We start from the raw sequence: 26,862 nt of genomic DNA on the forward strand, positions 1-26,862 counted from the left end.
GATCAAGACCTTGTTGGAATTCTTACTTATTACATTTTTTGAGTTATCTCCCTGTCTAAACAGAATTTGGCATGCCTTATTTGATAACGGATTGGCTTTAAGCCTTGATAAAGAAAAATAACTTGCCAAACCAAATATCCTGTGATAAAATAGGTAAGTATGTGGTGCTAGCACATCCGTAAACATATTCTACGTAGGAGGAAACAGATCAAAATGGCTAAAGTATGTTATTTTACAGGACGTAAGACCGTTTCTGGTAACAACCGTTCACATGCAATGAACCAAACAAAACGTACCGTTAAACCAAATCTTCAAAAAGTTACTATCCTTGTTGATGGCAAACCTAAAAAAGTTTGGGCTTCTGCTCGTGCGCTTAAATCTGGTAAAGTAGAACGCATCTAATTAGAAATAAGCCTTAGGGCTTTTTTTCTTACTCTATTTTCACCTGCCCCAAACAATGGCTAACAGACAACTCTCCTCCTTAATGCAATGAGCATGGGAGATCAGTTGTTACTAGGATTAAGGTCATGTCATTATTAGATAGGTTTTGATTTATCTCTTTTACATTGGGCTTAGATTATGGTAAAATAAACTGATAAAAACTTTTTGAGGTAGTAAATATGACTGTAAAAATCAATACAAAAGATGGTCTGATTGAACTATCCGACGACGTTATTGCAACTGTCGTGGGTGGTTCGGCAACGGAAATTTTTGGCGTTGTTGGAATGGCTAGTAAAAGTGCAATCAAAGACAATTTTCAATCACTACTTCGCAAAGAAAACTATGCTAAAGGTGTCGTAGTGAAATCAACAGATAGGGGTATTTCTGTTGATGTTTACACTGTTATGAGTTATGGTGTGAAAATCAGTGAAGTCTCTAAAAATATCCAAGAACGTGTGAAGTTTAACCTTGAAAGTCAGTTAAGTCTTACAGCTGATATGGTTAATGTTTACGTGCAAAATATTAAGGTTGTAGGAGAAAATTAGTGTCAAATATTACAACAAGCTTATTCCAAGAAATGGTCCAAGCAGCGGCGACTCGCCTTGGTAAACAAGCAGAATATGTCAATTCCTTAAATGTTTTTCCTGTTCCAGATGGAGATACAGGAACAAATATGAGCATGACTTTGGACAACGGTGCTAAAGAAGTTGCAGACAAGCCTGCCTCAACAGTTGGTGATGTTGGTCAGATTTTGTCAAAAGGGCTTTTGATGGGGGCACGTGGAAACTCAGGCGTTATCACTTCTCAACTTTTTCGTGGTTTTGGTCAAAGCATCAAAGGTAAAAACGAACTTACTGGTAAAGATTTGGCACAGGCTTTTCAAATGGGAGTCGAAGTTGCTTACAAAGCAGTTATGAAACCTGTCGAAGGAACTATTCTAACGGTTTCTCGTGGAGCAGCTACTGCTGCTTTAAAAAAAGCTGACTTTACAGATAACGCCGTTGAGGTCATGCAGGCTGCCTTGGACGGTGCGAAAGGTGCTCTTGCTAAAACACCAGATTTACTACCAGTCCTTAAAGAAGTTGGTGTAGTTGACTCGGGTGGTCAAGGGCTTGTCTTTATCTATGAAGGCTTCTTATCTGCTTTAAATGGCGATTACGTGGCTTCAGAAGATTTCAAAGCGACACCTGCTAATATGTCTGAAATGATTAATGCAGAGCACCACAAGTCAGTTGTTGGTCATGTTGCGACTGAGGACATTACTTTCGGTTACTGTACAGAAATCATGGTGGCTTTAAGGCAAGGACCGACTTATGTCAAAGAATTCAATTATGAAGAATTTCAGGGTTACCTTAGCGGTTTAGGGGACTCGCTGTTAGTCGTTAACGATGATGAAATCGTTAAAGTTCATGTCCATACGGAAGATCCGGGACTTGTGATGCAAGAGGGTTTGAAGTATGGTTCGTTAATTAAGATTAAAGTAGACAATATGCGCAGCCAGCATGAAGTGCAGGTTCAAAAAACAGAGACTAAAGCTAAAAAGGCTGAAACAAAATCCTTTGGATTAATTGCTGTCGTTGCTGGTGAAGGCTTATCAGAAATCTTTAAAGCTCAAGGTGTTGATTACATTATTTCAGGTGGTCAGACCATGAATCCATCAACTGAAGATATTGTAAAAGCTATTGAAGCTGTTAACGCTAAAAATGTGATTATTTTACCAAACAATAAAAATATTTTTATGGCTGCTCAATCAGCAGCAGAGGTCGTTAATATTCCGGCAGCAGTTGTTGAGACACGGACAGTCCCTCAAGGCTTTGCAAGTCTACTAGCCTTTGATCCCTCAAAAACATTAAAAGACAATGTAGCCGACATGACAGCTAGCCTTTCGGATGTGATTAGTGGAAGTGTGACCTCAGCTGTTCGTGATACAACCATTGATGGTTTAGAAATCCATGAAAATGATTTCTTAGGAATGGTTGATGGTAAGATTATTGTTTCAAATCCAGACATGGGAACGGTCTTGAAAGCAGCTTTTGCCAAAATGATTGATGAAGATAGTGAAATTGTTAGTATTTTTGTTGGTGAAGAGGGTGACAAAAACTTGGCAGAAGAACTTGCCGACTATTTGGAAGAAACCTATGAAGATGTAGAAGTTGAAATTCACCAAGGAGATCAACCGGTATATCCCTACTTAATGAGCGTTGAATAATATAATAAAGTGAAGAGGAGTTAGGCAAGTCTAACTCTTTTTGTCTCTTTACGAAGAGAAAACAGGAAGTAAGACCCGTTTGCTAGTATAAGAGGTAAGTCACCGAAGCGAAACGGTCAAAAAAGTCTATCAAAAATTGAAGATTTGACAAAGAATAGAAAAATATTATAATTGTCTTATAACAATAAGTCAAGAACTGAAAGTCTTTCAGTTCCAAACACATCACAAGGAGGAGATTTTATGTTAGGAACACTTATCTTTATTGCTTTTGCGGTTATTTTAATCCTAGCTGTTGTAGCTAGTACCCTGTATGTTGTTCGTCAACAATCTGTCGCTATTGTTGAACGTTTTGGGAAATACCAAAAAACGGCGACTAGTGGTATTCATGTCCGACTTCCGTTTGGAATTGACAAGATTGCGGCACGTGTGCAGTTGCGCCTTTTGCAGTCAGAAATCATTGTTGAAACCAAAACCAAGGACAATGTGTTTGTCACATTGAATGTCGCTACCCAATACCGAGTAAATGAGCAAAATGTTACAGATGCTTACTACAAATTGATGAAGCCAGAATCACAAATCAAGTCTTATATTGAAGATGCCTTGCGGTCATCAGTTCCTAAGTTAACCTTGGATGAATTGTTTGAGAAAAAAGATGAAATTGCCTTGGAAGTGCAACATCAAGTGGCTGAAGAAATGTCAACTTATGGATACATCATTGTGAAAACTTTGATTACAAAAGTTGAACCAGATGCCGAAGTGAAACAATCAATGAACGAAATTAATGCTGCACAACGTAAACGTGTTGCTGCCCAAGAATTGGCTAATGCTGATAAAATTAAAATTGTCACTGCTGCTGAAGCAGAAGCTGAAAAAGATCGTTTGCACGGTGTTGGTATTGCACAACAACGTAAAGCAATTGTTGATGGCTTAGCAGAGTCAATTCAAGAATTAAAAGAAGCTGATATTTCCTTAAATGAAGAACAAATCATGTCAATCTTGCTGACCAACCAGTACCTAGATACTCTTAATACTTTTGCGGCAAAAGGCAACCAAACTCTTTTCTTGCCAAATACACCAAACGGAGTTAATGATATTCGTACCCAGGTTTTATCAGCTTTAAAAGTAAAATAAACGAGAAAACAGACTGGTAGCACCAGTCTGTTTTTGTGAGTAAAAAATGACTAAGACGAAAAAAATATTAATCATTTTTGTCCAATGCTTGTTTGGCGCAGCAAAAAAGAATCTTATTTTTTACCGTAACGTTTATACTCATGAATAATTTTCAAAGCACGTTTCCTAGTTTTGATATTAGGACTTTTTAGTCTCCGATAAGCTGATGACAAATCAGTTTTTTCTGCCATATTATCTATCCTCCTGTAATATAAATAATTAACAACAACGACAATAAGTATAGCACAAAATGGTTAACCAGTAAAGTTTTTGATAAAATGTTTCGGAGAGTAAAAAACCAAGCTGATCTAAAAGCAGCTTGGGGGTAAGGAGTTATTTCAAGAAACGTTGTAAGAATTCTCTGGTACGATCTTGCCTTGGACTTTCAAAAATTTGTTGAGGGGAACCTTCTTCAGCAATCAATCCCTTATCCATAAAGATGACACGATCAGACACATCACGAGCGAATTCCATTTCATGAGTTACAATAATCATGGTCAAACCTGATTTAGCCAGGTCTTGCATGGTTTTGAGAACTTCACCGACCATTTCTGGGTCTAGGGCTGATGTTGGTTCGTCAAAGAGCATTGCTTCTGGATTGACAGATAAGGCTCTTGCAATCGCAACACGCTGTTTTTGCCCACCGGATAATTGCTTGGGTTTGGCTTTCCAGTATTGTTCGGTCATCCCAACGGCATTAAGATTTTCTTTGGCAATCTTTTCTGCTTCTGTCCGTTCTCTTTTAAGAACAGTGGTTTGAGCAACAATGGCATTTTCCAAGACATTAAGGTTTTCAAATAGATTAAATGATTGAAAAACCATTCCCAATTTTTCACGATAGTGGGATAGATTATAATTATCAGCTAGAACATCTTCCCCATGGAAGAAAATATGTCCATCACTTGGCTCCTCCAACAAGTTAATTGAACGCAGCAAAGTGGATTTCCCAGAGCCTGAAGAACCAATGATGGAAATAACTTCTCCTTTATTGACTGAAAGGGAAATATCTTTGAGCACTTCATTGTTCCCGTAAGATTTTTTAAGATTTTTAATTTCAATAATGGGTTTAGACATTTGGAACCTCCGCAACTTGCATTTGATTTGCTCCAGTGGTGTAGGTATCGGCATCAAAACGACGCTCAATATAGCGAAGGATCCGAGTCACTGTGAAAGTAAGAACAAAATAGATAACCGCAATAATCGTAAAGGTTTGGAAGTATTGGTAGGTTTGAGTGGCTATCGTATTGCCTGAGAAGTAAAGTTCAACCACTGAGATAACATTCAATACTGAGGTGTCTTTGATGTTGATGACAAACTCGTTACCAGTTGCTGGTAAGATATTGCGAATAACTTGTGGTAAGACGATTTTACGCATGGTTTGTCCGTGAGTAAATCCAAGAGCTGTAGCCGCTTCAAATTGACCTTTGTCAACAGCAAAGATTCCACCGCGGACGATTTCACTCATGTAGGCACCTGTATTGATTGAAACAATGAAAATTGCAGCTAGCGTACGGTCAATTGAAATGCCAAAAGCTTGTGCGGTTCCATAGTAAATAACCATGGATTGAACAATCATTGGCGTGCCACGGAAAACTTCAATGTAGATATTCAATAACCAACCAAATAATTTTTGCCCAAAGGCAGCAACTGAATGTTTAGCTTTAGGGGCGGTACGGAAAATGCCAATCAGTAAACCGATAAAGAGACCTGTAATTGTTCCTACCATTGAGATAAGCAAGGTCATACCTGTTCCGCGTAAAAACTGCTTCCAATTTCCTTTGAAAATTGTCCACATTTGGCTGAGAAAAGATGGTTTTACCTCATCAGCTGTCTCTTCGATAGGCTGTTTTTTTATCATATCATCCATCAAAGCAAGGCGCTCTTTTTGAGAAAAACCTTCAAGGACTTGGTTAACGGTAGCGATACGGCTATCATTTTTCTTCATACCGACTGCGATAGCAGCATCTGATTCAGAAACAGTAAACCCTTTTTTAAGAACAACCATCTTGAATTTGCGATCTGCTGTTTCAGCTGTCATCGCTTCTGGGCGTTCAGAAATGTAGGCATCAATAACACCAGAGGATAGGGCTTGGCGCATTTGAGAGAAGTCTCCCATTGGGGTTTGGAGCTTAGCACCTGCAAGCTGTGTTAGGAGATTGATGTGCCAAACACCTTGTTGAGCTGTTACTTTAGCACCTGTAAAGTCATTAATACTGGTAGCCTTAGCATATTTGCCATTCGCAGCAACGACTAAAACAGGTTCGCTAGTATAGTAACTATTTGAAAAAGTGATTTCTTTTTGCCGCTCTTTGGTTGGGCTCATTCCGGCAGCAATCATATCAATTTTTCCGGAAGTTAAAGCAGGAATCAACCCAGTCCAAGAGGTTTTTACCACTAGTAGTTCTTTGTTCATTGCCTTAGCGATTTTTTTAGCAACTTGGACATCGTAGCCATTGGCAAATTGGCTTGTTCCTTCGATGGGAACAGCACCGTTAGAAGCATCATCTTGCGTCCAGTTAAACGGAGCATAGGCAGCCTCCATTCCGACTCGTAAGTATTGATCGGCTTGGACCTTAATCACTCCTGCAAAGAGGATGAATAGGGCGACCAAACTGTTGAGGATCAGTTTTTTCATATAGGTCTCCTGTTTCAAAATAGTATTCGAATTTATTCTACAGTAATTTTCTCCCTATTTCAATATATTCGCTGAAAAATAGAGGTAATTGTGAAAAAATATTCAAAATAATGAGTAAAAATAAAATTTAATCCCTCAACTTAGGATGTATCATCTTTACAATTTGTGGTAAAATGATGGCAGAAAAAGAATAAGTGCGATGAAAAATGGTAATGATCGTGCTATTAGTGGGCTGGTGGTCTGGAATCGAATTTCGATTGAGGCACTCCTTTTAGGCGATAAAGAAGGAATGTATTTTAACGTTCATCAGCTTGCCCTATCAGAAGTTTATCAAGTCCTTAATTAGAGAGATTTCTGGTAATGTATGGGATCGCTCTCTTGGTTGATTTTAGTCTATCATCTACAGTGCCTGTTTCCCGTTTTTCGGTTTCTCATGGAAGAAGTAACGGTTTTTTTGGTGGAGACAGTGGTACGTTCTAAGATAAAGCAAAGCGTCTGTTCGTTAAGGTTAGTGTCATTTCAACTGATAGGTGGAATGACCATAATAAGGAGAAAATATGTTAATTATTGAATTACTTAAAGCGACTTTCTTTGGCATTATTGAGGGAATTACTGAGTGGTTGCCGGTGTCAAGCACTGGTCATCTTATTTTGATGCAGGAATTTATCAAATTGAATCAGGATAAAACCTTTACTGAAATGTTTAATATTGTCATTCAGTTAGGGGCGATTATGGCAGTCATCCTAATCTATTTTGAGCGACTCAATCCTTTTCAACCGGGTAAGACAGCACGAGATGTTCAGTTAACCTGGCAGTTATGGTTAAAGGTGGTTATTGCTTGTATTCCTTCAATTCTGATAGCTGTTCCGTTAGATAGTTGGTTTGAAGCACATTTTTATTTTATGGTGCCTATTGCTATTGCTCTTATTGTCTATGGAGTTGCCTTTATTTGGGTTGAGAAGTGTCATGCGCATTTGGAACCGCAAGTTAATGAACTATCTCGAATGAGTTATAAAACCGCCTTTTTGATTGGTTGTTTTCAAGTTTTAAGTATTGTACCAGGAACGAGCCGGTCTGGGGCGACGATTCTAGGAGCTATTATTTTAGGGACAAGTCGAACTGTCGCAGCAGATTTCACTTTCTTTTTAGCTATTCCAACGATGTTTGGCTATAGTGGGTTAAAAGTGGTGAAATTTTTCCTGGATGGGCACCATCTTGTTCTCACACAGGTGCTTATTCTGTTAGTTGCGAGTTTAACAGCTTTTGTGGTTAGTTTGTTAGCGATTAAATTTCTAACAGACTATGTCAAAAAACATGATTTCACTATTTTTGGGAAATACCGCATTATTTTAGGGAGTCTGTTACTTATTTATAGCCTTTTTAAGTGGACTTTTTAAGGCGAGAAGAATGTCAATCATATGGTGACAGGCTGTGGTCTGTTGCTTTTTGGTGTTCTTTTGAGGACTGTCCTAGTCATAAATTGCGAAATCATAGTATTTCTAGTATAATAAAATAACTATGCGTGCGAGGTATTGACAATGGAAATGAAACAAATTAGTGAAACAACACTAAAAATAACAATTAGTATGGATGATTTGGAAGAAAGAGGAATGGAGTTGAAAGATTTCTTGATTCCTCAAGAAAAAACAGAAGAGTTCTTCTATTCGGTGATGGATGAGCTTGAACTTCCAGATAACTTTAAAGACAGTGGCATGCTTAGCTTTCGAGTGACCCCAAGAAAAGATCGGTTGGATGTTTTTGTGACCAAATCTGAATTGAATAAAGATTTGAATTTTGAGGATTTAGCAAGGCTTGGTGATATTTCACAAATGACTCCTGAAGATTTTCTCAAGAGTTTAGAACAATCTATGCGTGAAAAAGGGGATGTTAATGCCCATGAAAAACTGGAAAAAATTGAGGAAATAATGGAAGATGTGGTCGAAGCCAATTTGGCAGATCAGGCAGAAATAGGTGATGATACAGAAGATGCGGCAGAGCCTTTGGACTATGTGCACTATGTCTTAGATTTTTTAACACTTCCAGATGTCATAACGTTTGCCAAAACAATTGATTTTCCTGTCGAAGCCTCTGAACTGTATAAGGGTGATAATCGTTATCACATGACTATTTTATTGGACGTTCAGAATCACCCGTCTTATTTTGCGAATGTTATGTATGCTAGACTTATTGAGCATGCTAGCCCCGGTAGCAAAACAAGAGCCTATTTGCAAGAACATGGGCTTCAATTAATTTTTGATGGTGCTGTTGAGCAGTTGCAAAAGGTTGAGTTGGGATAAGGTATGCTATTTTCATTTACAATAGATTATGTCCTCGTACTGATTGGGGCCTTGTTGATTTCATTATTTTTAACACCGCTTGTCCGGTTTTTAGCCTTTCGTGTGGGAGCGGTTGATAACCCCAACGCTAGGAGGGTTAATAAGGTTCCTATGCCAACCAGCGGTGGGTTAGCCATCTTCATTTCCTTTTTGGTTGCTAGTTTATTATTGGTACCGATAGCTTCTAAAGGTCTTCTCTTGGGTGGTCAGACTTATTTTTCTTATATTTTACCGGTTGTTATCGGAGCCTTGATCATTACGATTACGGGTTTTTTGGATGATGTCTATGAGCTAAGCCCAAAATTAAAAATGTTAGGCATTATGATCGGTGCGGTAATTATTTGGGGCTTTACCGATTTTAAATTTGACAGTTTTAAGATTCCTTTTGGCGGACCACTGTTAGTTTTTGATCCTTTCTTGACCTTCTTTTTGACGGTTCTATGGATTATTTCGATTACGAATGCCATTAATCTGATAGATGGATTGGATGGTTTGGTTAGTGGTGTCTCTATTATTAGTCTAGTGACAATGGCTATTGTGTCCTACTTCTTTTTGCCACAGATGGATTTCTTTTTAACGTTGACCATATTAGTTTTAATTGCTTCGATTGCGGGTTTCTTTCCCTACAATTACCATCCGGCGATCATTTTTTTGGGAGACACAGGAGCTCTTTTCATCGGCTTTATGATTGGGGTGCTGTCTTTGCAAGGTTTGAAAAATTCAACTGCGGTGGCTGTGGTTACTCCAGTAATTATTCTCGGGGTACCAATCATGGATACCATTGTGGCTATTATTCGGCGCAGTTTGTCAGGGAAAAAATTCTACGAACCAGATAAGATGCATCTACATCACCGTCTTCTTTCGATGGGCTTTACGCATCGTGGCGCTGTTTTAGTGGTTTACGGAATTGCTATGCTCTTTTCTCTTATTTCCCTACTTTTAAATGTTTCTAGCCGTATCGGTGGTGTATTATTGATGTTGGGACTTTTATTTGGCTTAGAAGTCTTTATTGAAGGGTTGGAAATTTGGGGTGAAAAGCGGACGCCTTTATTCAATCTCCTAAAATTTATTGGAAATAGCGAATATCGTCAGACAATCCTCCTCAAATGGAAAGAAAAAAAATGATTTGAGACGCTTAAAAAGCCTAATAGGGCTTTTTTTGCTATAATTAAAGCGATGACTCTCATTACTTGAGGTGCCAACAAATGACATGGAAAATAAGAGGTATACAATGTCAGTTCTTGAAATTAACAATTTACACGTTTCGATAGAAGATAAAGAGATTTTAAAAGGGGTTAACTTAACCTTAAAAACAGGGGAAATTGCTGCCATTATGGGACCAAATGGAACAGGAAAGTCAACGCTCTCAGCGGCAATTATGGGAAATCCCAATTATACTGTTACAGCAGGCGACATATTACTGGACGGCGTCAATATTCTTGAATTGGAAGTTGATGAACGGGCTAGAATGGGGCTTTTCTTAGCTATGCAATACCCATCAGAAATCCCTGGAATTACCAATGCCGAATTCATCCGCGCTGCTATGAACGCTGGGAAAGCAGACGATGAAAAAATATCTGTTCGTGATTTTATCACAAAGCTTGATGAAAAAATGGAACTCCTAGGTATGAAAGAAGAGATGGCTGAGCGTTACCTTAACGAAGGTTTCTCTGGTGGTGAAAAAAAACGAAATGAAATTCTTCAATTACTGATGTTAGAGCCTAAGTTTGCTCTTTTGGATGAAATTGATTCAGGGCTTGATATTGATGCTCTTAAAGTAGTTTCAAGAGGGGTTAATGAGATGCGTGGTGATAATTTTGGTGCTATGATCATTACGCATTACCAACGTTTGCTTAATTATATTACTCCAGACCGTGTTCATGTCATGATGGACGGTCGTGTCGTGCTTTCAGGTGGTGCTGAATTGGCTGCTCGCCTTGAAAATGAAGGCTATGCTCAAATCGCAGAAGAGCTTGGTTTAGAGTATCATGAAGAAGTCTGATTTGTCCCTTCAACTAGAGAAAAAAGGAGTACAAATGTCTAGAAAATCTATTTTAACTTTCTCGCAAGCTAAAGCAGAGCCAATGTGGTTGCAAGAGCGGCGTTTGACAGCTTTTGATAAAATGGCAGAGTTAGAGTTTCCGGCAATTGAACGTGTTAAATTTCATCGTTGGCATTTGGGTGATGGAACGATTACTGAAAATGATTATTCAGCTAATATTCCGGATTTTACAGCTCTCGGTGATAATCCAAAGCTGGTTCAAATTGGGACCCAAACTATTCTTGAACAGGTGCCGATAGACTTGGTTAATCGAGGAGTTGTTTTTACAGATTTTTACACTGCTCTTGAAGAAATTCCGGAGGTTATTCAGACTCATTTTGGTCGAGCTTTAGCATTTGATGAAGATCGATTAGCTGCCTACAACACCGCTTATTTCAACAGTGCAGCGGTGCTTTATGTTCCAGATTATTTAGAAATTGAAGAGCCAATCGAAGCTATTTTCTTACAGGATAGCGACAGCCAAGTTCCGTTTAATAAACACGTTCTGGTGATTGCTGGAAAAGAAAGTAAATTCACTTATTTAGAACGTTTTGAGTCGATTGGTAAAACGAGTCAGAAAGCCAGCGCTAATATTAGTGTTGAGGTGATTGCACATAGAGGCAGTCATATTAAGTTTACAGCCATTGACCGTCTAGGCCAATCAGTGACAACCTATATTAGTCGTCGTGGACGATTGGATAGAGATGCAAGAATTGACTGGGGACTCTCTGTCATGAATGAAGGAAACGTAATAGCAGACTTTGATAGCGACCTGATCGGTCAAGGAGCACAAGCTGATTTAAAAGTTGTTGCAGCTTCCAGTGGTCGTCAGGTACAAGGGATTGATACACGTGTGACAAATTACGGTCAAAACACTGTTGGTCATATCTTGCAACATGGGGTTATCTTGGAACGTGGAACGTTAACTTTTAATGGGATTGGTCATATTATTAAGGGGGCAAAGGGGGCAGATGCCCAGCAAGAAAGTCGTGTCTTGATGTTATCCGATCAAGCCAGAGCAGATGCAAATCCAATTCTCTTGATTGATGAAAATGAGGTTACAGCTGGTCATGCAGCTTCGATTGGACAGGTTGATCCGGAAGATCTGTATTATTTAATGAGCCGTGGGCTCGATCAGGAAACCGCAGAGCGTTTAGTGATTAGAGGATTTCTTGGGGCAGTTATTGCTGAGATTCCAATTTCATCTGTTCGTAAAGAGATTATCAACGTTTTAGATGACAAGTTGAACCATCGTTAAGTCTTGTGTAAAAAAAGAAAGAGGTTATCATTGCTACAAGCAGATCACATCAAAAAAGATTTTAAGCTATTAAACCAAAGGGTAAATGATGAGGTTCTTGTTTATTTGGATAACGCAGCAACAACTCAAAAGCCACAAGCTGTTTTAGAAGCACTACAGACCTACTATCAAAAAGATAATGCTAATGTTCATCGTGGGATCCATACCCTAGCTGAACGAGCAACTCGAAAATATGAGGCTAGCCGTCAACAGGTTGCAGATTTTATTCATGCTCGTTCGAGTAAAGAAATTCTTTTTACTAGAGGAACGACTACCAGTCTTAATTGGGTTGCTAAGTTTGCAGAACAGGTATTGACACCAAAAGATGAAGTCTTGATTTCTATTATGGAACATCATGCGAATATCATCCCTTGGCAGCAGGCTTGTCGAAAAACAGGAGCAAAGTTAGTTTATGTGTATTTAAAAGACGGACAGCTAGATATGGATGACCTGTCAAATAAGTTAACGACGAAAACAAGGTTTGTTAGTTTAGCGCACGTTTCGAATGTTTTAGGTTGTATCAATCCAATTAAAGAAATTGCAGAGCTAGCACATGGTAAAGGTGCCTACTTGGTCGTTGATGGCGCTCAATCAGTGCCTCACATGAGTATTGATGTTCAAGATTTGGATTGTGATTTCTTCGCATTTTCAGCTCATAAAATGCTAGGACCAACCGGTTTAGGTGTTCTCTATGGAAAAGAGGACCTCTTAAATCAGATGGCGCCTATCGAATTTGGCGGAGAAATGATTGATTTTGTCTACGAGCAAGAGGCGACTTGGAAAGAATTACCTTGGAAGTTTGAGGCAGGAACACCACACATTGCTGGAGCAATTGGTCTTGGTGCAGCTATTTCTTACCTTCAAGAAATTGGCATGGATCAAATTCATGCACACGTGGCTGATCTTGTTGCTTATGTCCTACCAAAGTTGCAGGCTATTGACGGGTTGACAGTGTATGGACCGAGTCACCCCCAACATCGTACAGGTGTTATCGCTTTTAATTTAGAAGGTCTGCATCCACATGATTTGGCAATGGCTTTAGATTATGAAGGTGTTGCAGTTCGAGCAGGGCATCACTGTGCTCAGCCTCTTTTAACAAATCTGGGTATCCATGCGATGGTTAGAGCAAGTTTCTATATTTACAATACAAAGGAAGATTGTGACCGCTTGGTTGAAGCAATTCAAAAAGCAAAGGAGTTTTTCAATGGCGCTTTCTAAATTGAACCACCTTTACATGGCTGTCATAGCGGAACATTCGAAGTCCCCACATCATTACGGGCAACTTGACGGTATCGAAGCTGTCCAACTCAATAATCCTACTTGTGGAGATGTGATTTCTTTGACGGTTAAATTTGATGAGGATAAAATTGAAGATATTGCTTTTGCGGGAAATGGCTGCACGATTTCCACCGCTTCTTCAAGTATGATGACAGATGCCGTTCTTGGAAAGAGTAAGACAGAAGCTTTAGCTTTGGCTGATATTTTTTCAAATATGGTTCAAGGGAGTGAGGAGTCTGCACAAAAAGAACTTGGAGAAGCCGAACTATTAGCAGGAGTGGCAAAATTTCCACAACGAATTAAGTGTGCTACTCTAGCTTGGAATGCGTTAAAAGAAGCCATTCAAAGAAGTGAGGAGAACGAAATGTGTCACCGATTAAAATGTAAAGGAGCTAAACATGTCTGATATAAATGAAAAAGTAGATCCAAAGCCAATTGACTTAGGAGACTATCAATTTGGGTTTCATGATGATGTTGAGCCGATTTATTCAACAGGAAAAGGACTGAATGAAGCAATCGTGCGAGAACTATCGGCTGCTAAAAATGAACCTGATTGGATGTTGGTCTTTCGATTAAAGTCCCTTGAAACCTTTAATAAAATGCCGATGCAGACTTGGGGAGCTGATTTGTCAGATATTAATTTTGATGACATTATCTACTACCAAAAAGCTTCGGATAAACCAGCTCGATCATGGGATGATGTTCCAGATAAAATTAAGGAAACCTTTGAGCGTATCGGTATTCCTGAAGCAGAGCGTGCCTATCTTGCGGGAGCATCTGCCCAGTATGAATCTGAAGTAGTCTACCATAACATGAAAGAGGAATTTGAGAAATTAGGAATTATTTTCACAGATACAGATTCCGCTTTGAAAGAATATCCTGACTTGTTTAAGCAGTATTTTGCTAAACTTGTTCCACCTACAGATAATAAGTTAGCAGCTCTCAATTCAGCAGTTTGGTCTGGAGGAACCTTTATTTACGTTCCAAAAGGAGTCAAAGTTGATATCCCCTTGCAAACTTATTTTCGTATTAACAACGAAAATACAGGTCAGTTTGAGCGCACGTTAATCATTGTAGATGAAGGTGCAAGTGTTCACTATGTTGAAGGTTGTACAGCACCCACTTATTCAAGCAATAGTTTACATGCTGCTATCGTGGAAATTTTCGCCCTTGACGGAGCTTATATGCGCTATACTACCATTCAGAACTGGTCTGACAATGTTTACAATCTAGTAACTAAGCGTGCACGTGCCCTTTCAAATGCAACCGTTGAGTGGATTGATGGCAACCTTGGTGCCAAAACCACCATGAAATATCCTTCTGTTTACCTTGACGGACCAGGTGCACGTGGCACCATGTTATCAATTGCTTTTGCAAATGTAGGGCAGCATCAGGATACTGGTGCTAAAATGATTCACAATGCCGCCCATACATCATCATCAATTGTCTCAAAATCAATTGCTAAAGGTGGTGGGAAAGTTGATTACCGTGGACAAGTCACGTTTAACAAACAATCTAGAAAATCAGTTTCTCATATTGAATGTGATACCATTTTAATGGATGATATTTCCAAATCAGATACCATTCCGTTCAATGAAATACACAATTCACAGGTTTCTCTGGAACATGAGGCGAAAGTGTCTAAGATTTCTGAAGAGCAACTTTACTATCTAATGAGTCGTGGGTTGTCAGAGGGTGAAGCGACTGAAATGATTATTATGGGATTTGTCGAACCATTTACCAAAGAATTGCCAATGGAATACGCTGTTGAATTAAATCGTCTTATTTCCTATGAGATGGAAGGTTCGGTTGGTTAATTGATTTGTTTTCTCCTATCCATCCGGAAAACCTCATGGATAGGATTTCAATAATTGAGGCACTAACCAAGAAGGTTAGTTTTTTTAGTTGTATCGATAGTCTCAAAAAATGTATTGATGAATTGAAACCTTATTTAAAATCAAGATATGACTCTTTACCTATCTCAGTTAATTTGTGTAAGGGACGATAAAAAATTCCCTTGCCCGTTTAAAGGAAACAAAGGAATTCTAAGTGGCTTGTCATTAGCGTCCCATCATAAAAGCGATAAGGGTGAGCAAGACAATAATAATGATAAATACTGCCAGACAGATCCAAAGAAATGTATGGTTGTGATCAATAAAATTTTCAACTCTCTCTAAGACAGAGCAACTTTTGCTTGCCTTAACACGATGCTGACTAGGTAGAGCCGTTTCCTCTTTTTGAGGGACTAATTTTTCTTGCTTTTTCCGAGCAGACTTAGTCAGTTTTTTTATGTCAGCAAAGCCTTTTTCTGTAAGCGCATTAATAAAGGGATGGCGATAATACTCACCATCTTGATCTGACCAATCTCCCACTCCCATAACAATGGTAATGAGACGCGTTTTTCCACGCTTAGCCGTTACCATGGCATTGAATGCAGCGCTAGGACTAGATCCGGTTTTTAGACCGTCAACTCCTTTCATCCCGAATTTATTGTCTGGAAGAGAATAGTTATAAGTATGGAATTCCTCTTCGTAAGGGGTTCCGACCATTGTACGGACCACAGACTGATTCGTAAACTCAAGAATCTTTGGGTATTTTTTCAAAAAAGAATAGAGTAGCTTAGCGAGGTCACGAGCAGTCGTTACATTTGAAGCGGACAAATCGTATTTAGTAGGATTATAATAACCTTGAAAGGCTTGCGCAGCCGCACCACTAGCATTTGAAAAATACGTATTGGTCATGTCAAGTTTCTTAGCGGTAGCGTTGATGCGATCAATAAAAGCAGAAGCATCGTTATTAGATAAGTAGTTGGCAATCATAACAGTTGCTGCATTTGACGATGGAACAGCGGTCATTGTTATGAGATCACGAATAGGATAGGCAACCCCGGCAACAATATTGTTGTTACTGATTTCGTAAATTTTACTAATAGCTTGATCCGTTTTAGTAGCTGTGACGGTTGTCTCCATAGTGATTTTCCCCTTAGCCATTTCTTCGAATAGGATGTAGAGGGTAAACATTTTAGACATGCTAGCGGGATCTCTAGGAATATCAATATTATCTTGCCAAAGAATATCTGAACTATTTGCATCAACGACAATGGAAGCCTTGGGACGATTAATGTCTTTAACTGTGTAGCCAGCCCGTCTTGTAATGTCCATAATATCTTCAGCATGACTAACAGGCATTGCTAAAAAGCAAATCAAGGTGAAAACGGCTAGTACAATTCTTTTGGTCAATTTCAAGCTCCTTTAAAAATATAGTGCACCCCATTATATCATTTCAACAATGCAATGAAAAGTTTTTTTAAAAATTGTTAATATTTTATTAGAACAAGTGGTTTAAAATGGCATTACTCTTCCCTTTATTTGTTAATGACATCGGATTTAACAAGCTTAGTTTATTAAGTTTTTTGAAAATTTAGGCATTCTTTTGGAAATAGAGTCTTAGTGAAACTAGATATTAATCAGTTAAAGTTAAAAGAGAAATGGTTTTAAAAGGTCATGTTCAGTGACGAGTAAATTTGAATGTTAACTGACGGTTTAGCGAATCATTAAAATTTAAAGTATTAAAAACTAGAAAAAGATTTGGAGTAGCACGATTATTATTGAAAATTCAAAACACTATTGACCTTTGATTATAGAAGAAAGGTATCAGAATATAATTTTCTCTTTTTAGAGTTTTATGAAAAAGAGAGAAATGAGACAAACACTTAGAGATGTTATTCCTAGTAGCATTATAGGAATTTTTAGTTGATTTGTGGAAAGAAAAATGATTGACAGAAATTGTTCAATCATTCTTTGTCAATTTGAGACTATAAATATTTGTTGACGTATCGGACAAAGCGATTCCACCAAACATTCAAGAAGAAGTCTTGAGAAACATCTTTTTCTGCAACGAGGTCTACAGAAGGAGGGTTACCTATATAACCCTTGCCAATGAGATGACTATCTTGAAGTGTTGCTTTAGCTAAAACCTGTCCTTTTTTTAGTGGTGCAATTAGTGTGTCTGATTTTTTAGTGATATGAAGTGCTTTGTTTAGTTTGCTCTTGCTTGATGTGATTAGAGATAAGTGTTCTGTTGGGACCAGATTTATCTTTTTGTCAGAACTATCTAGTACGGACAGTGCTTTAAGCCGGCTTGTTTTGTTTTTTTCAAGAAGTTGAACTTTTTGAAAGTGAGTCAGAATATATTGGAGCAGTTGGTTGGTAGCCCTAAAAACAGTGAGATCATTCTCTTGACCTTGTTCAGCATTTAAGACGACAGTAATCACCCTCATCCTATTTTCAATACTGGTTGCCAGAAAAGAAGAGCCTCCCTTATCTGAATACCCCAAAAAGAGACCATCCACCCCATCCCGATAGTAGGGCATTCCTTTTAACATATAGTTATAACTATAAATGGTTTGACCAGCAAAATCAGTTGACCTTTGACTTGATAATTTTAAAACTTCTGGAAACTCTAATAACAGGTGTCGGGTGATAATAGCTAAATCGGTAGCACTAAATAAGTTTTCATCTTCGGATTCTGAATTGGGATACCTATTGTCTCCAAGAATGTGATTTGGTAAACCCGTTGCATTGACCAGCTTAGTGCCAGAAATTCCCCACTCTTTTAGCTGCTTTTTCATTTTATCTACAAATTTTGGCTCGGTTCCCCCAATTTTTTCAGCTAGAGCAATAGCTGGACTATTTGCATTACTCACAATAAGAGCCTTTAAAAGTTCTTTAACAGTGTATTTTCGAGCATCTAAAGGAACATTGCTGATATTATAATTGGTTGTCAGTGCGTAAGGGTAATTTGAGATGGTTACCGGACTGTCCCAACTTAATTTTTTATTAGCAATTTCTTTATAAACTAAATAAGTCGTCAATACTTTACTAATGGAAGCGACTGGAACAGCTTCATTAGCCTCTTTTTCATACAAGATTTTACCACTGTCAAGGTCAACCGCAATAGCGTGTTTAGCCGCTATAGAAAATTCTTCACTTTTAACAGGAATAGCTCCAAACGCTAAGCCAATTAATAAAAGAGAAATCAAACGTTTGAACATAGTTAACCGTCCTTACTTAGAATCATTTTTTTAATTATAACATATCTTATTTCCAACGTAGATAAGAGATTCACTAGAAACATGAAATCATAAAACGCCGATAATTAAGAACGGAATGATTCTAGGGTAAAAAGAGGGGGGATATAGCGAAAATTCTACTAAATATTCAGATAATTTTTGTCGCCATATTTTCTTTAAGAAAATTTTATGGTATAATAGCCTCAATTAACCGATTTCATTTGACACTTAGTTAAAAAATGAAAAATAAAGTTTAGGGGTGACTATTGTATGAAAAAAAGTAAATGGTTAGCAACTCTAGGTGTTGCCGTGTTATCGCTATCTGCCTTAACAGCTTGTGGTGGCAACTCAAGTAAAAACAGTGGATCAAAAGTTTATAATTATGTGTACTCCACTGATCCAAATACTTTGGATTATCTTGCGACGGCTCGTGCCACAACAAGTGATGTGACAACTAATGGCATTGATGGTCTTTTAGAAAATGATAAATACGGAAATCTCGTCCCATCCCTTGCAAAAGATTGGACTGTTTCTGCGGATGGTTTGACCTATACCTATAAATTGCGAGATGGGATCAAGTGGTTTACATCTGATGGAGAAGAGTATGCAGATGTGACAGCCGAAGACTTTGTAACTGGCTTAAAACATGCCGCAGATGTTAATTCAGATGCTCTTTACCTCGTTCAAAATTCTGTTAAAGGTTTAAACGACTATATAGAAGGAAAAACGAAAGACTTTTCGACAGTTGGTGTCAAAGCTATCGATAAACGTACCGTTCAGTATACCCTTAGTCAGCCAGAAAGTTTTTGGAATTCAAAATTAACTTATGGTGTGCTAGCCCCAGTAAATGCTGAGTTCTTAAAATCAAAAGGTAAGGATTTTGGTAAGGCAACGGACCCATCCTCAATATTGTATAATGGACCGTTTCTCATTAAATCCTTAACAAGTAAATCTTCTATTGAATTTTCTAAGAATAAAAACTATTGGGACGCGAAAAATGTCCACGTTGATGGTGTGCAGTTGACTTATTATGATGGTCAGGATCAAGAATCATTGTTTAGGAATTTTGATGATGGTGCTTATTCTGTAGCAAGATTGTTCCCAACAACCCCTTCTTACAAGACTGCTAAGAAAAAATATGGTGACAGCATTACTTACGGACAACAAGATGCTACTACATATTATGCAACTTTCAATTTGAATCGTACGGCTTATAATCACACCAAGAAAACTTCAGATAGCCAAAAATCAGATACTAAGAAAGCTATTTTAAATAAAGACTTCCGTCAAGCGTTGGCATTCGGTTTTGACAGAATGTCATATCAAGCACAATCAGCAGGTAAAGAAGCTGCCAATAAATCTCTTCGTAATACACTTGTGCCGCCAGCTTTCGTCCAAATTGATCATCAAAATTTCGGTGATGTTGTTGAAAAGAACTTGGAAACCTATGGAAGTCAGTGGAAAAATGTCAAATTAGCTGATGCACAAGATGGGCTTTATAACCCAGAAAAAGCGAAAGCAGCATTTGAAAAAGCAAAGGCAGCACTGCAAGCAGAAGGTGTGCAATTCCCAATTCATATTGACTATCCAGTCAGTCAAACAGCATCAGTTCTCTTACAGCAGGCAAAATCACTGAAGCAGTCTATTGAGAAAACTTTAGGAACTGATAACGTGGTTATTGATTTGATTGAATTACAAGAAGATACCTACAATAATATTAGTTATTTGGCAGAAACAACTGCTCAAAATGATTGGGACATTACAACAGCTAGTGGTTGGTCACCTGATTATGTTGATCCGTCGTCTTATTTAGACATATTCAATCCAATGCTTTCAAATTCACAAACGAAAAATATCGGACTTGAACCAGGTAAGGATGCAGCAATTGCTAGTGCAGCTGGGCTAGACGAATTTACAAAATTAGTTACAGAAGCAAGCAAGATTACCGATAATGTCAAGGCGCGCTATATTGCTTATGCTAAGGCCCAAGCAGCGCTCACAGATTCTGCAGTTTATATCCCTACTATTTCACTTGGAGGGACACCACGAGTTTCTAAAGCAGTGCCGTTTTCACAAGCATTTGGATGGTCGGGAATTAAGTCTGATAGATACTATAAGCATTTAAAATTACAGGATAAACCTGTAACTAAAAAGCAGTACGATAAAGCGTTGGCTGAGTGGAAAAAAGCAAAAGAAAAATCTAATGCAAAGTACAACGATTCCCTCGAAAAGCATGTTGAAAAATAAATTAACGTTCATTAAGAACTTTCTCTTTGAGGAGGAAGTTCTTTTGAACTACTGGGGACGATAATGAAAAAATATATATTTGAACGTATACTAAGGTCATTAATTTCAATTTTGTTGGTAACGACATTAACTTATGCGATCGTTTTTACCTTGGTGCCAACAAGTCTGATTTTTAAGCAAGATCCTAACTATAATAAAATGGTAACAACACCTGATAAGAAAACCAATTATCAAAATACAATTTTTAACAATATGGGGTATATTTCTTATTACAATACCAAGGAATTACAAGCTAAAGCTTCTAAGATAGATTCTTCTGTGACAACAGCCCCGACGAAAGCAAATGAGAAAATTTATAAAAAATACATTAACTCAATAGGTAATGGTTGGAAGCTTGGTCGTTTTACAGAAAGTAAAGAATTTTATGCGGTTAGACACATTCCGATTTACGAGCGGGTATGGAACTTTTTTAGTGGTTTAGTTGTTATTGATCATCCATGGAAAATTAAAGACCCTAAAAATCCAAACTTAGAGCGGTATATTCGACCTGAAATTGATCCGTCAGTTGGTCCAGCTTTGGTTGGATCGGGTACTAGGCATAAATACTTAGTTTACTTTAACAAACAATTTCCTTTTGTTCATCAAAATGTTATCACCTTTAATTTGGGAATTTCTTACCCTACTTACGCTAATATTCCAGTTGTTCAAGTTATTACACAAGGACAAGGGAAAACACTTCAAAAAGAAGTTACTTTCCCGACTGGAAAAACAAAATTATCAGCCATTGATATTTATTCTAGAACATATAGATCGCCAAGCACCCTAGATAGTAGAGATATTGCCAATTTTGGTAAGGGAGATGCTTATACTAAAACCCAAAACAATTATGTTGAGCCATCTATGATTGGTAATTCCTTTAAAATTGGTATTATCGGGGTTCTTTTGTCATATCTTTTTGGCTTACCAATTGGAATGCTTATGGCTTATTATAAAAATGGTTGGTTTGACCGTTTTTCAACAGCGGCAACGACCTTTATGTTAGCTTTGCCGAGTATTGCCCTGATTTATATTGTTCGATTTGTTGGATCTAAACTTGGATTTCCAGATACTTTCCCATTATTAGGTGCAGATGATGCTCGTTCTTATGTTCTGCCAGCTCTTATTCTAGGAATTTTAGGAACACCCGGTACTGTTGTTTGGTTTCGTCGCTATATTGTTGATTTACAAGGAAGTGATTTCGTTCGATTTGCACGAGCAAAAGGACTTTCAGAAATGGAAATTTCCCAAAATCATTTGTTTAAGCAAGCCATGGTTCCAGTTGTTAATGGAATTCCACAGTCCATTGTCGGAACAATTGCTGGTGCGACTTTAACGGAAACTGTTTTTGCTTTTCCGGGTATGGGTAAGATGTTGATTGATTCCATTAAGTCGGCTAATAATTCTATGGTTGTAGGACTTGTCTTTATTTTTGCTGTTTTATCCATATTAGGATTATTAGTAGGTGACATTCTTATGACAATGTTGGATCCACGTATAAAATTATCAAGTAAAGGAGGTAAGTGATGGCAACCATTGATAAAAATAAATTCAAATTTGTTGAACTAGATAGCTATGCATCGGAAGCCATTGACGCTCCTGCTTACTCTTATTGGAAATCGGTGTTTAGACAGTTTTTTTCTCGGAAATCTACAATTTTGATGTTAGCTGTTTTAATTGCCATTATTTTAATGAGTTTTATTTATCCGATGTTTGCGAACTATGATTTTGGAGATGTCAGTGATATTAACGATTTCTCTAAACGTTATATTGCACCTAATGCACAGTATTGGTTCGGAACTGATATAAATGGGCAATCACTCTTTGATGGTGTTTGGTATGGTGCTAGAAATTCGATCTTAATTTCAGTTATTGCGACTGTTATTAATATGATTATAGGTGTTGTTATTGGTGGTCTTTGGGGTGTCTCAAAAGCTGTTGATAAAATCATGATTGAAGTTTACAACATTGTATCTAACCTGCCGCAAATGCTTATTATCATTGTCTTAACCTATTCAATTGGTGCAGGATTCTGGAATTTGATTTTTGCGTTCTGTGTAACAGGGTGGATTGGAATTGCTTATTCTATTCGCGTACAGATTTTGCGTTATCGTGATTTAGAGTATAATTTGGCTAGTCAAACTCTAGGGACACCAACTTATAAAATTATCACTAAAAACCTGTTGCCGCAATTGGTTTCAGTTATTGTGTCAATGCTATCTCTGTTATTGCCATCCTACATCTCGTCAGAAGCTTTCTTGTCATTCTTTGGTCTTGGTTTACCAATTTCAGAGCCGAGTTTAGGGCGATTGATTTCTAATTATTCAAACAACTTGACAACCAATGCTTATCTATTTTGGATTCCATTGACTACTCTTATTCTTGTTTCCTTACCTTTATACATTGTAGGACAAAATCTAGCTGATGCTAGTGATCCGAGAACACATAGATAGGAGAAATCATGACTGAAAAACCAAAAATTATACTAAGTGCTAAAAATGTTGTTGTGGAGTTTGATGTCCGTGATCGTGTTTTAACAGCTATTCGTGATGTTTCTCTTGAATTGTGTGAAGGTGAAGTTCTGGCTGTTGTTGGTGAATCGGGGTCTGGCAAGTCAGTTTTAACAAAGGCCTTTACAGGTATGTTAGAATCTAATGGTCGTGTGGCCTCAGGTACAATTAATTATCGTGGTCAAGAATTGACGAAATTTAAGAAACACAAGGATTGGGAAGGTATTCGTGGTGCTAAAATTGCAACAATTTTCCAAGATCCAATGACTAGTTTAGATCCTATCCAAACGATCGGAAGCCAAATAACTGAAGTTATTATCAAACATCAAAAAACCTCTAAATCGGAAGCTAAGCGACTTGCCATTGATTATATGGAGAAAGTTGGCATACCAGACCCTGAAAAACGTTTTAAAGAATATCCTTTTCAGTATTCGGGAGGGATGCGTCAGCGCATTGTTATCGCTATTGCTCTAGCTTGTCGCCCAGATATTCTTATTTGTGATGAACCGACAACAGCTTTGGATGTGACTATTCAAGCACAAATTATTGAATTGTTGAAGTCTCTTCAAAAGGAATATCATTTTACTATTATCTTTATCACCCATGACCTAGGTGTTGTGGCAAGCATTGCTGATAAAGTTGCCGTTATGTATGCGGGGGAAATTATTGAATATGGAAAAGTTGAAGAGATATTCTATGATTCGCATCACCCTTATACTTGGAGTCTATTGTCTAGCCTACCGCAGTTAGCTGATGAAAAAGGAGTTCTTTTTTCAATACCAGGAACACCTCCATCATTATATAAACCAATTGTGGGGGATGCTTTTGCGCCGAGATCTCAGTATGCGATGGTTTTAGATTTTGAAGAAAGACCACCAGTATTTAATGTTTCTGATACTCATTGGGCAAAGACTTGGCTATTACACCCCGATGCCCCAAAAGTTCAAAAGCCGGCTGTTATTCAAGATTTGCACCAAAAAATCTTAGCTAAAATGTCACGGCAGGAGGAAGGAAATGTCTGAAAAATTAGTTGAAGTCAAAAACCTAGAGATTTCCTTCGGAGAAGGAAAGAAAAAATTTGTTGCTGTCAAGAATGCTAACTTCTTCATAAAAAAAGGAGAGACCTTCTCTCTTGTTGGTGAATCAGGAAGTGGAAAAACAACTATCGGTCGGGCGATTATTGGTTTAAATGAGACCAGTTCAGGTCAAATTCTTTATGATGGTAAAGTTATTAATGGTAAGATCTCTAAGGCTGAAACAAGTGACTTGATCCGTAAAATCCAAATGATTTTTCAAGATCCAGCCGCAAGTTTGAATGAACGTGCAACTGTTGACTACATCATTTCAGAAGGTCTTTACAATTTTAATTTGTTTAAGACGGATAAGGAGCGTCAAGAAAAGATAAAAAGCATGATGACTGAAGTGGGATTGTTGTCGGAACATTTAACACGTTATCCTCATGAGTTTTCAGGCGGACAACGCCAACGTATTGGAATTGCTAGAGCCTTAGTTATGGATCCAGAATTTGTTATTGCTGATGAACCAATCTCCGCTTTGGATGTTTCTGTTCGTGCACAGGTTTTAAATTTACTCAAAAAAATGCAGATTGAAAAAGGGCTGACCTACCTCTTTATCGCACATGATCTTTCTGTTGTTCGTTTTATTTCAGACCGTATCGCAGTTATTCATAAAGGTGTTATTGTTGAGGTTGCAGAAACCGAAGAATTATTCAATCATCCTATTCATCCTTACACCAAATCGTTGCTTTCGGCGGTTCCTATTCCAGACCCGATTTTAGAACGTCAAAAAGAACTTATCGTCTATGACCCAGATTGTCACGATTATTCTGAAGATAAACCATCAATGGTTGAGATTATCCCAAATCATTTTGTTTGGGCAAATCAAGCTGAAGTGGAAGTTTATAAGGAAAATCTTTGAACAAGAAGTTCATGCTTTATCATACGAAGAGATCAAAGACAAGATGCTAGAAACAGAAGCAGGGTCTCCCGAGTAGTATTTTTATCAAGCATGTAAGAAGCTAAGTTTCTCAGAAGAGGAATTTAGCTTTTTTAAAAGGGTGTTTTGTCTCTGGTACCTTCCACCGACTAAGACCTAGATTTGATTAAATTTACAAATATTAGTAAGTATGCTAAACTGGGGAAACACAGTCCAGAAGTAGAAAGAGATTAGATGAACATTTTTCGAAAAAAACAGATCTATCGCCCTAGGACGGAAATGCCTAGACACTTAAAAGTAGCTGATTTAGTATTTTTGGGTCTAGGATCAATGGTTGGAACAGGGATATTTACGATTACTGGCATTGGAGCTGCAACCTATGCAGGTCCGGCTTTAACGATTTCAATTATCATTTCAGCGCTAGCTATTGGTATACTTGCACTATTTTATGCCGAATTTGCCTCACGTATTCCCTCTAATGGGGGTGCCTATAGTTACGTTTATGCCACGTTGGGAGAATTTCCAGCATGGCTTGTCGGCTGGTATATAATTATGGAGTTTCTAACAGCGGTATCTAGTGTTGCAGTTGGTTGGGGAAGCTATCTAAAGGGGTTATTAGCCAATTATGGTCTATATTTGCCAACTGCGTTAAATGGGACCTTCAATCCGAAAAATGGAACGTATATTGACCTTTTACCCATTATGGTCATGCTAGTCGTCACGGGAATAGTTTTGATGAATTCTAAAACCGCATTAAGATTTAATAGTTTTTTAGTTATTTTGAAGTTTTCAGCCCTCGCTTTATTTATCTTTGTAGGCCTTTTCTTTATTGATAGTCATAATTGGGCTAACTTTTCCCCGTATGGTTTTGGACAGGTTTATGGAGGAAAAACAGGGATATTTGCAGGAGCCTCGGTTATGTTTTTTGCATTTTTAGGATTTGAATCCATCTCAATGACAGTAGATGAAGTAAAAGATCCGCAAAAAACCATCCCCAAAGGAATCATCTTATCTCTAGCGATTGTTACGGTCCTGTATATTGTTGTTACCATGGTGTTGACAGGAATTGTTCATTATACGCAATTAACAGTCTCAGATGCAGTCGCCTTTTCCCTAAGGTATATTGGTCTTTATTGGGCAGCAGACTACGTTTCAATAGTGGCGATTTTTACCCTAATTACAGTATGCATTTCAATGACCTATGCTTTGGCAAGAACTGTCTACAGCATCAGTAGAGATGGTCTATTGCCTAGCTTCCTTTCGACGCTTAGCGAAAAAAATAAAGTTCCCCAAAAAGCAACAGTGATTGTAGGGCTATTTTCGATGATTAGTGCGGGTCTCTTTCCCCTATCAAGTTTAGCAGAGTTCGTCAATATTTGTACACTTGCCTATCTAATAATGATGTCCTTTGCACTGATCAGGCTCCGAAAACGAGAGGGAAGTCCAAAGTCAGGTGAATTTAAAACGCCCTTAGTACCCTATTTACCATTATTTTCGATACTAATCAGCGTGTCGTTCATGAGTCAATACACACTGTTTACGTGGGTAGCCTTTCTGACAAGCAGTATATTAGGGACACTAGTATATATTTTATACGGCTATAAGCACTCAAAAGAAAAAGGAGAATAAAATAAA

Annotated in this window: 24 protein-coding genes; 19 read left to right on the forward strand and 5 right to left on the reverse strand. The window is 37.9% G+C overall.

Annotated features, from left to right (window positions below; all coding sequences use genetic code 11):
* Positions 1-213 precede the first annotated feature (213 nt).
* The 4 genes from rpmB (at position 214) to H346_RS0103830 (ending at position 3,781) form a co-directional block, all read left to right on the forward strand.
* Positions 214-402, forward strand: a complete 189-nt coding sequence (gene rpmB / locus H346_RS0103815; protein WP_002982870.1) for a 50S ribosomal protein L28 — start codon at positions 214-216, stop codon at positions 400-402.
* A gap of 218 nt (positions 403-620) precedes the next feature.
* Positions 621-986, forward strand: a complete 366-nt coding sequence (locus H346_RS0103820; RefSeq protein ID WP_027969921.1) for an Asp23/Gls24 family envelope stress response protein — start codon at positions 621-623, stop codon at positions 984-986.
* Positions 986-2,650 carry a DAK2 domain-containing protein gene (locus H346_RS0103825; protein WP_027969922.1) on the forward strand — a complete coding sequence of 555 codons (1,665 nt, stop codon included), beginning with the start codon at positions 986-988 and terminating at the stop codon, positions 2,648-2,650. The genes H346_RS0103820 and H346_RS0103825 overlap by 1 nt, the downstream gene beginning before the upstream one ends.
* A gap of 240 nt (positions 2,651-2,890) precedes the next feature.
* Positions 2,891-3,781 (forward strand): SPFH domain-containing protein, encoded by an 891-nt coding sequence (locus H346_RS0103830; RefSeq protein WP_027969923.1) that lies wholly within the window; start codon positions 2,891-2,893, stop codon positions 3,779-3,781.
* A gap of 113 nt (positions 3,782-3,894) precedes the next feature.
* On the opposite strand, the gene H346_RS10455 is transcribed toward H346_RS0103830, so the two are convergent.
* From H346_RS10455 to H346_RS0103845, 3 genes are all read right to left on the reverse strand, one after another.
* Positions 3,895-4,011 (reverse strand): putative metal homeostasis protein, encoded by a 117-nt coding sequence (locus H346_RS10455; protein WP_000818733.1) that lies wholly within the window; start codon positions 4,009-4,011, stop codon positions 3,895-3,897.
* 142 nt (positions 4,012-4,153) lie between these two features.
* On the reverse strand, positions 4,154-4,894 hold the full coding sequence (locus tag H346_RS0103840) for an amino acid ABC transporter ATP-binding protein (RefSeq protein ID WP_027969924.1): 741 nt from the start codon (positions 4,892-4,894) through the stop codon (positions 4,154-4,156).
* Positions 4,887-6,455 (reverse strand): ABC transporter substrate-binding protein/permease, encoded by a 1,569-nt coding sequence (locus tag H346_RS0103845; RefSeq protein WP_027969925.1) that lies wholly within the window; start codon positions 6,453-6,455, stop codon positions 4,887-4,889. The genes H346_RS0103840 and H346_RS0103845 overlap by 8 nt, the downstream gene beginning before the upstream one ends.
* A gap of 199 nt (positions 6,456-6,654) precedes the next feature.
* Between H346_RS0103845 and H346_RS10460 the strand changes: the two genes are divergently transcribed.
* The 9 genes from H346_RS10460 to sufB all read left to right on the forward strand — a co-directional run bounded on the left by H346_RS10460 (position 6,655) and on the right by sufB (position 15,224).
* Positions 6,655-6,801 carry a hypothetical protein gene (locus H346_RS10460; protein ID WP_156888838.1) on the forward strand — a complete coding sequence of 49 codons (147 nt, stop codon included), beginning with the start codon at positions 6,655-6,657 and terminating at the stop codon, positions 6,799-6,801.
* A 211-nt stretch (positions 6,802-7,012) separates the two neighbouring features.
* Entirely contained in the window at positions 7,013-7,852 is an 840-nt protein-coding gene (locus H346_RS0103855; RefSeq protein WP_027969926.1) for an undecaprenyl-diphosphate phosphatase, read from the forward strand.
* A 141-nt stretch (positions 7,853-7,993) separates the two neighbouring features.
* Positions 7,994-8,752 (forward strand): adaptor protein MecA, encoded by a 759-nt coding sequence (gene mecA / locus H346_RS0103860; protein ID WP_027969927.1) that lies wholly within the window; start codon positions 7,994-7,996, stop codon positions 8,750-8,752.
* A 3-nt stretch (positions 8,753-8,755) separates the two neighbouring features.
* Positions 8,756-9,916, forward strand: a complete 1,161-nt coding sequence (locus H346_RS0103865) for a glycosyltransferase family 4 protein (RefSeq protein ID WP_037562578.1) — start codon at positions 8,756-8,758, stop codon at positions 9,914-9,916.
* A 106-nt stretch (positions 9,917-10,022) separates the two neighbouring features.
* The gene (sufC, locus tag H346_RS0103870; protein ID WP_027969929.1) at positions 10,023-10,793 is read left to right on the forward strand and encodes a Fe-S cluster assembly ATPase SufC; all 771 of its coding nucleotides are present in this window, start codon (positions 10,023-10,025) and stop codon (positions 10,791-10,793) included.
* A gap of 34 nt (positions 10,794-10,827) precedes the next feature.
* On the forward strand, positions 10,828-12,090 hold the full coding sequence (gene sufD, locus H346_RS0103875) for a Fe-S cluster assembly protein SufD (RefSeq protein ID WP_027969930.1): 1,263 nt from the start codon (positions 10,828-10,830) through the stop codon (positions 12,088-12,090).
* Positions 12,091-12,120: 30 nt separating this feature from the next.
* Positions 12,121-13,347, forward strand: a complete 1,227-nt coding sequence (locus H346_RS0103880; RefSeq protein WP_027969931.1) for a cysteine desulfurase — start codon at positions 12,121-12,123, stop codon at positions 13,345-13,347.
* Entirely contained in the window at positions 13,334-13,813 is a 480-nt protein-coding gene (gene sufU, locus H346_RS09635) for a Fe-S cluster assembly sulfur transfer protein SufU (RefSeq protein ID WP_051188350.1), read from the forward strand. Before H346_RS0103880 ends, sufU begins: the two co-directional genes overlap by 14 nt.
* Positions 13,806-15,224 carry a Fe-S cluster assembly protein SufB gene (gene sufB / locus H346_RS0103890; protein ID WP_027969932.1) on the forward strand — a complete coding sequence of 473 codons (1,419 nt, stop codon included), beginning with the start codon at positions 13,806-13,808 and terminating at the stop codon, positions 15,222-15,224. The genes sufU and sufB overlap by 8 nt, the downstream gene beginning before the upstream one ends.
* Positions 15,225-15,467: 243 nt before the next feature.
* Here the strand turns inward: sufB and H346_RS0103895 are convergent, their stop codons facing one another.
* Entirely contained in the window at positions 15,468-16,646 is a 1,179-nt protein-coding gene (locus tag H346_RS0103895) for a D-alanyl-D-alanine carboxypeptidase family protein (RefSeq protein ID WP_027969933.1), read from the reverse strand.
* Between the two features lie 575 nt (positions 16,647-17,221).
* Positions 17,222-18,460 carry a D-alanyl-D-alanine carboxypeptidase PBP3 gene (gene pbp3, locus H346_RS0103900; RefSeq protein WP_027969934.1) on the reverse strand — a complete coding sequence of 413 codons (1,239 nt, stop codon included), beginning with the start codon at positions 18,458-18,460 and terminating at the stop codon, positions 17,222-17,224.
* 288 nt (positions 18,461-18,748) lie between these two features.
* Here pbp3 and H346_RS0103905 point away from each other — a divergent pair, with 288 nt between their 5' ends.
* The 6 genes from H346_RS0103905 to H346_RS0103930 all read left to right on the forward strand — a co-directional run bounded on the left by H346_RS0103905 (position 18,749) and on the right by H346_RS0103930 (position 26,856).
* The gene (locus H346_RS0103905) at positions 18,749-20,725 is read left to right on the forward strand and encodes a peptide ABC transporter substrate-binding protein (RefSeq protein ID WP_027969935.1); all 1,977 of its coding nucleotides are present in this window, start codon (positions 18,749-18,751) and stop codon (positions 20,723-20,725) included.
* A gap of 63 nt (positions 20,726-20,788) precedes the next feature.
* Complete coding sequence (locus H346_RS0103910; RefSeq protein WP_027969936.1) at positions 20,789-22,288, forward strand: ABC transporter permease; 1,500 nt, start codon at positions 20,789-20,791, stop codon at positions 22,286-22,288.
* A complete protein-coding gene (gene oppC / locus H346_RS0103915) occupies positions 22,288-23,214 on the forward strand; it encodes an oligopeptide ABC transporter permease OppC (protein WP_027969937.1) in 927 nt (308 codons plus the stop codon). The genes H346_RS0103910 and oppC overlap by 1 nt, the downstream gene beginning before the upstream one ends.
* Before the next feature lie 8 nt (positions 23,215-23,222).
* Entirely contained in the window at positions 23,223-24,293 is a 1,071-nt protein-coding gene (locus tag H346_RS0103920) for an ABC transporter ATP-binding protein (RefSeq protein ID WP_027969938.1), read from the forward strand.
* Positions 24,286-25,209, forward strand: a complete 924-nt coding sequence (locus H346_RS0103925) for an ATP-binding cassette domain-containing protein (protein WP_027969939.1) — start codon at positions 24,286-24,288, stop codon at positions 25,207-25,209. Before H346_RS0103920 ends, H346_RS0103925 begins: the two co-directional genes overlap by 8 nt.
* Before the next feature lie 252 nt (positions 25,210-25,461).
* The gene (locus H346_RS0103930; RefSeq protein ID WP_027969677.1) at positions 25,462-26,856 is read left to right on the forward strand and encodes an APC family permease; all 1,395 of its coding nucleotides are present in this window, start codon (positions 25,462-25,464) and stop codon (positions 26,854-26,856) included.
* Positions 26,857-26,862 lie beyond the last annotated feature (6 nt).

It is taken from the genome of Streptococcus castoreus DSM 17536 (assembly GCF_000425025.1).
In the GTDB taxonomy this organism is placed as follows: Bacteria; Bacillota; Bacilli; order Lactobacillales; family Streptococcaceae; genus Streptococcus; species Streptococcus castoreus.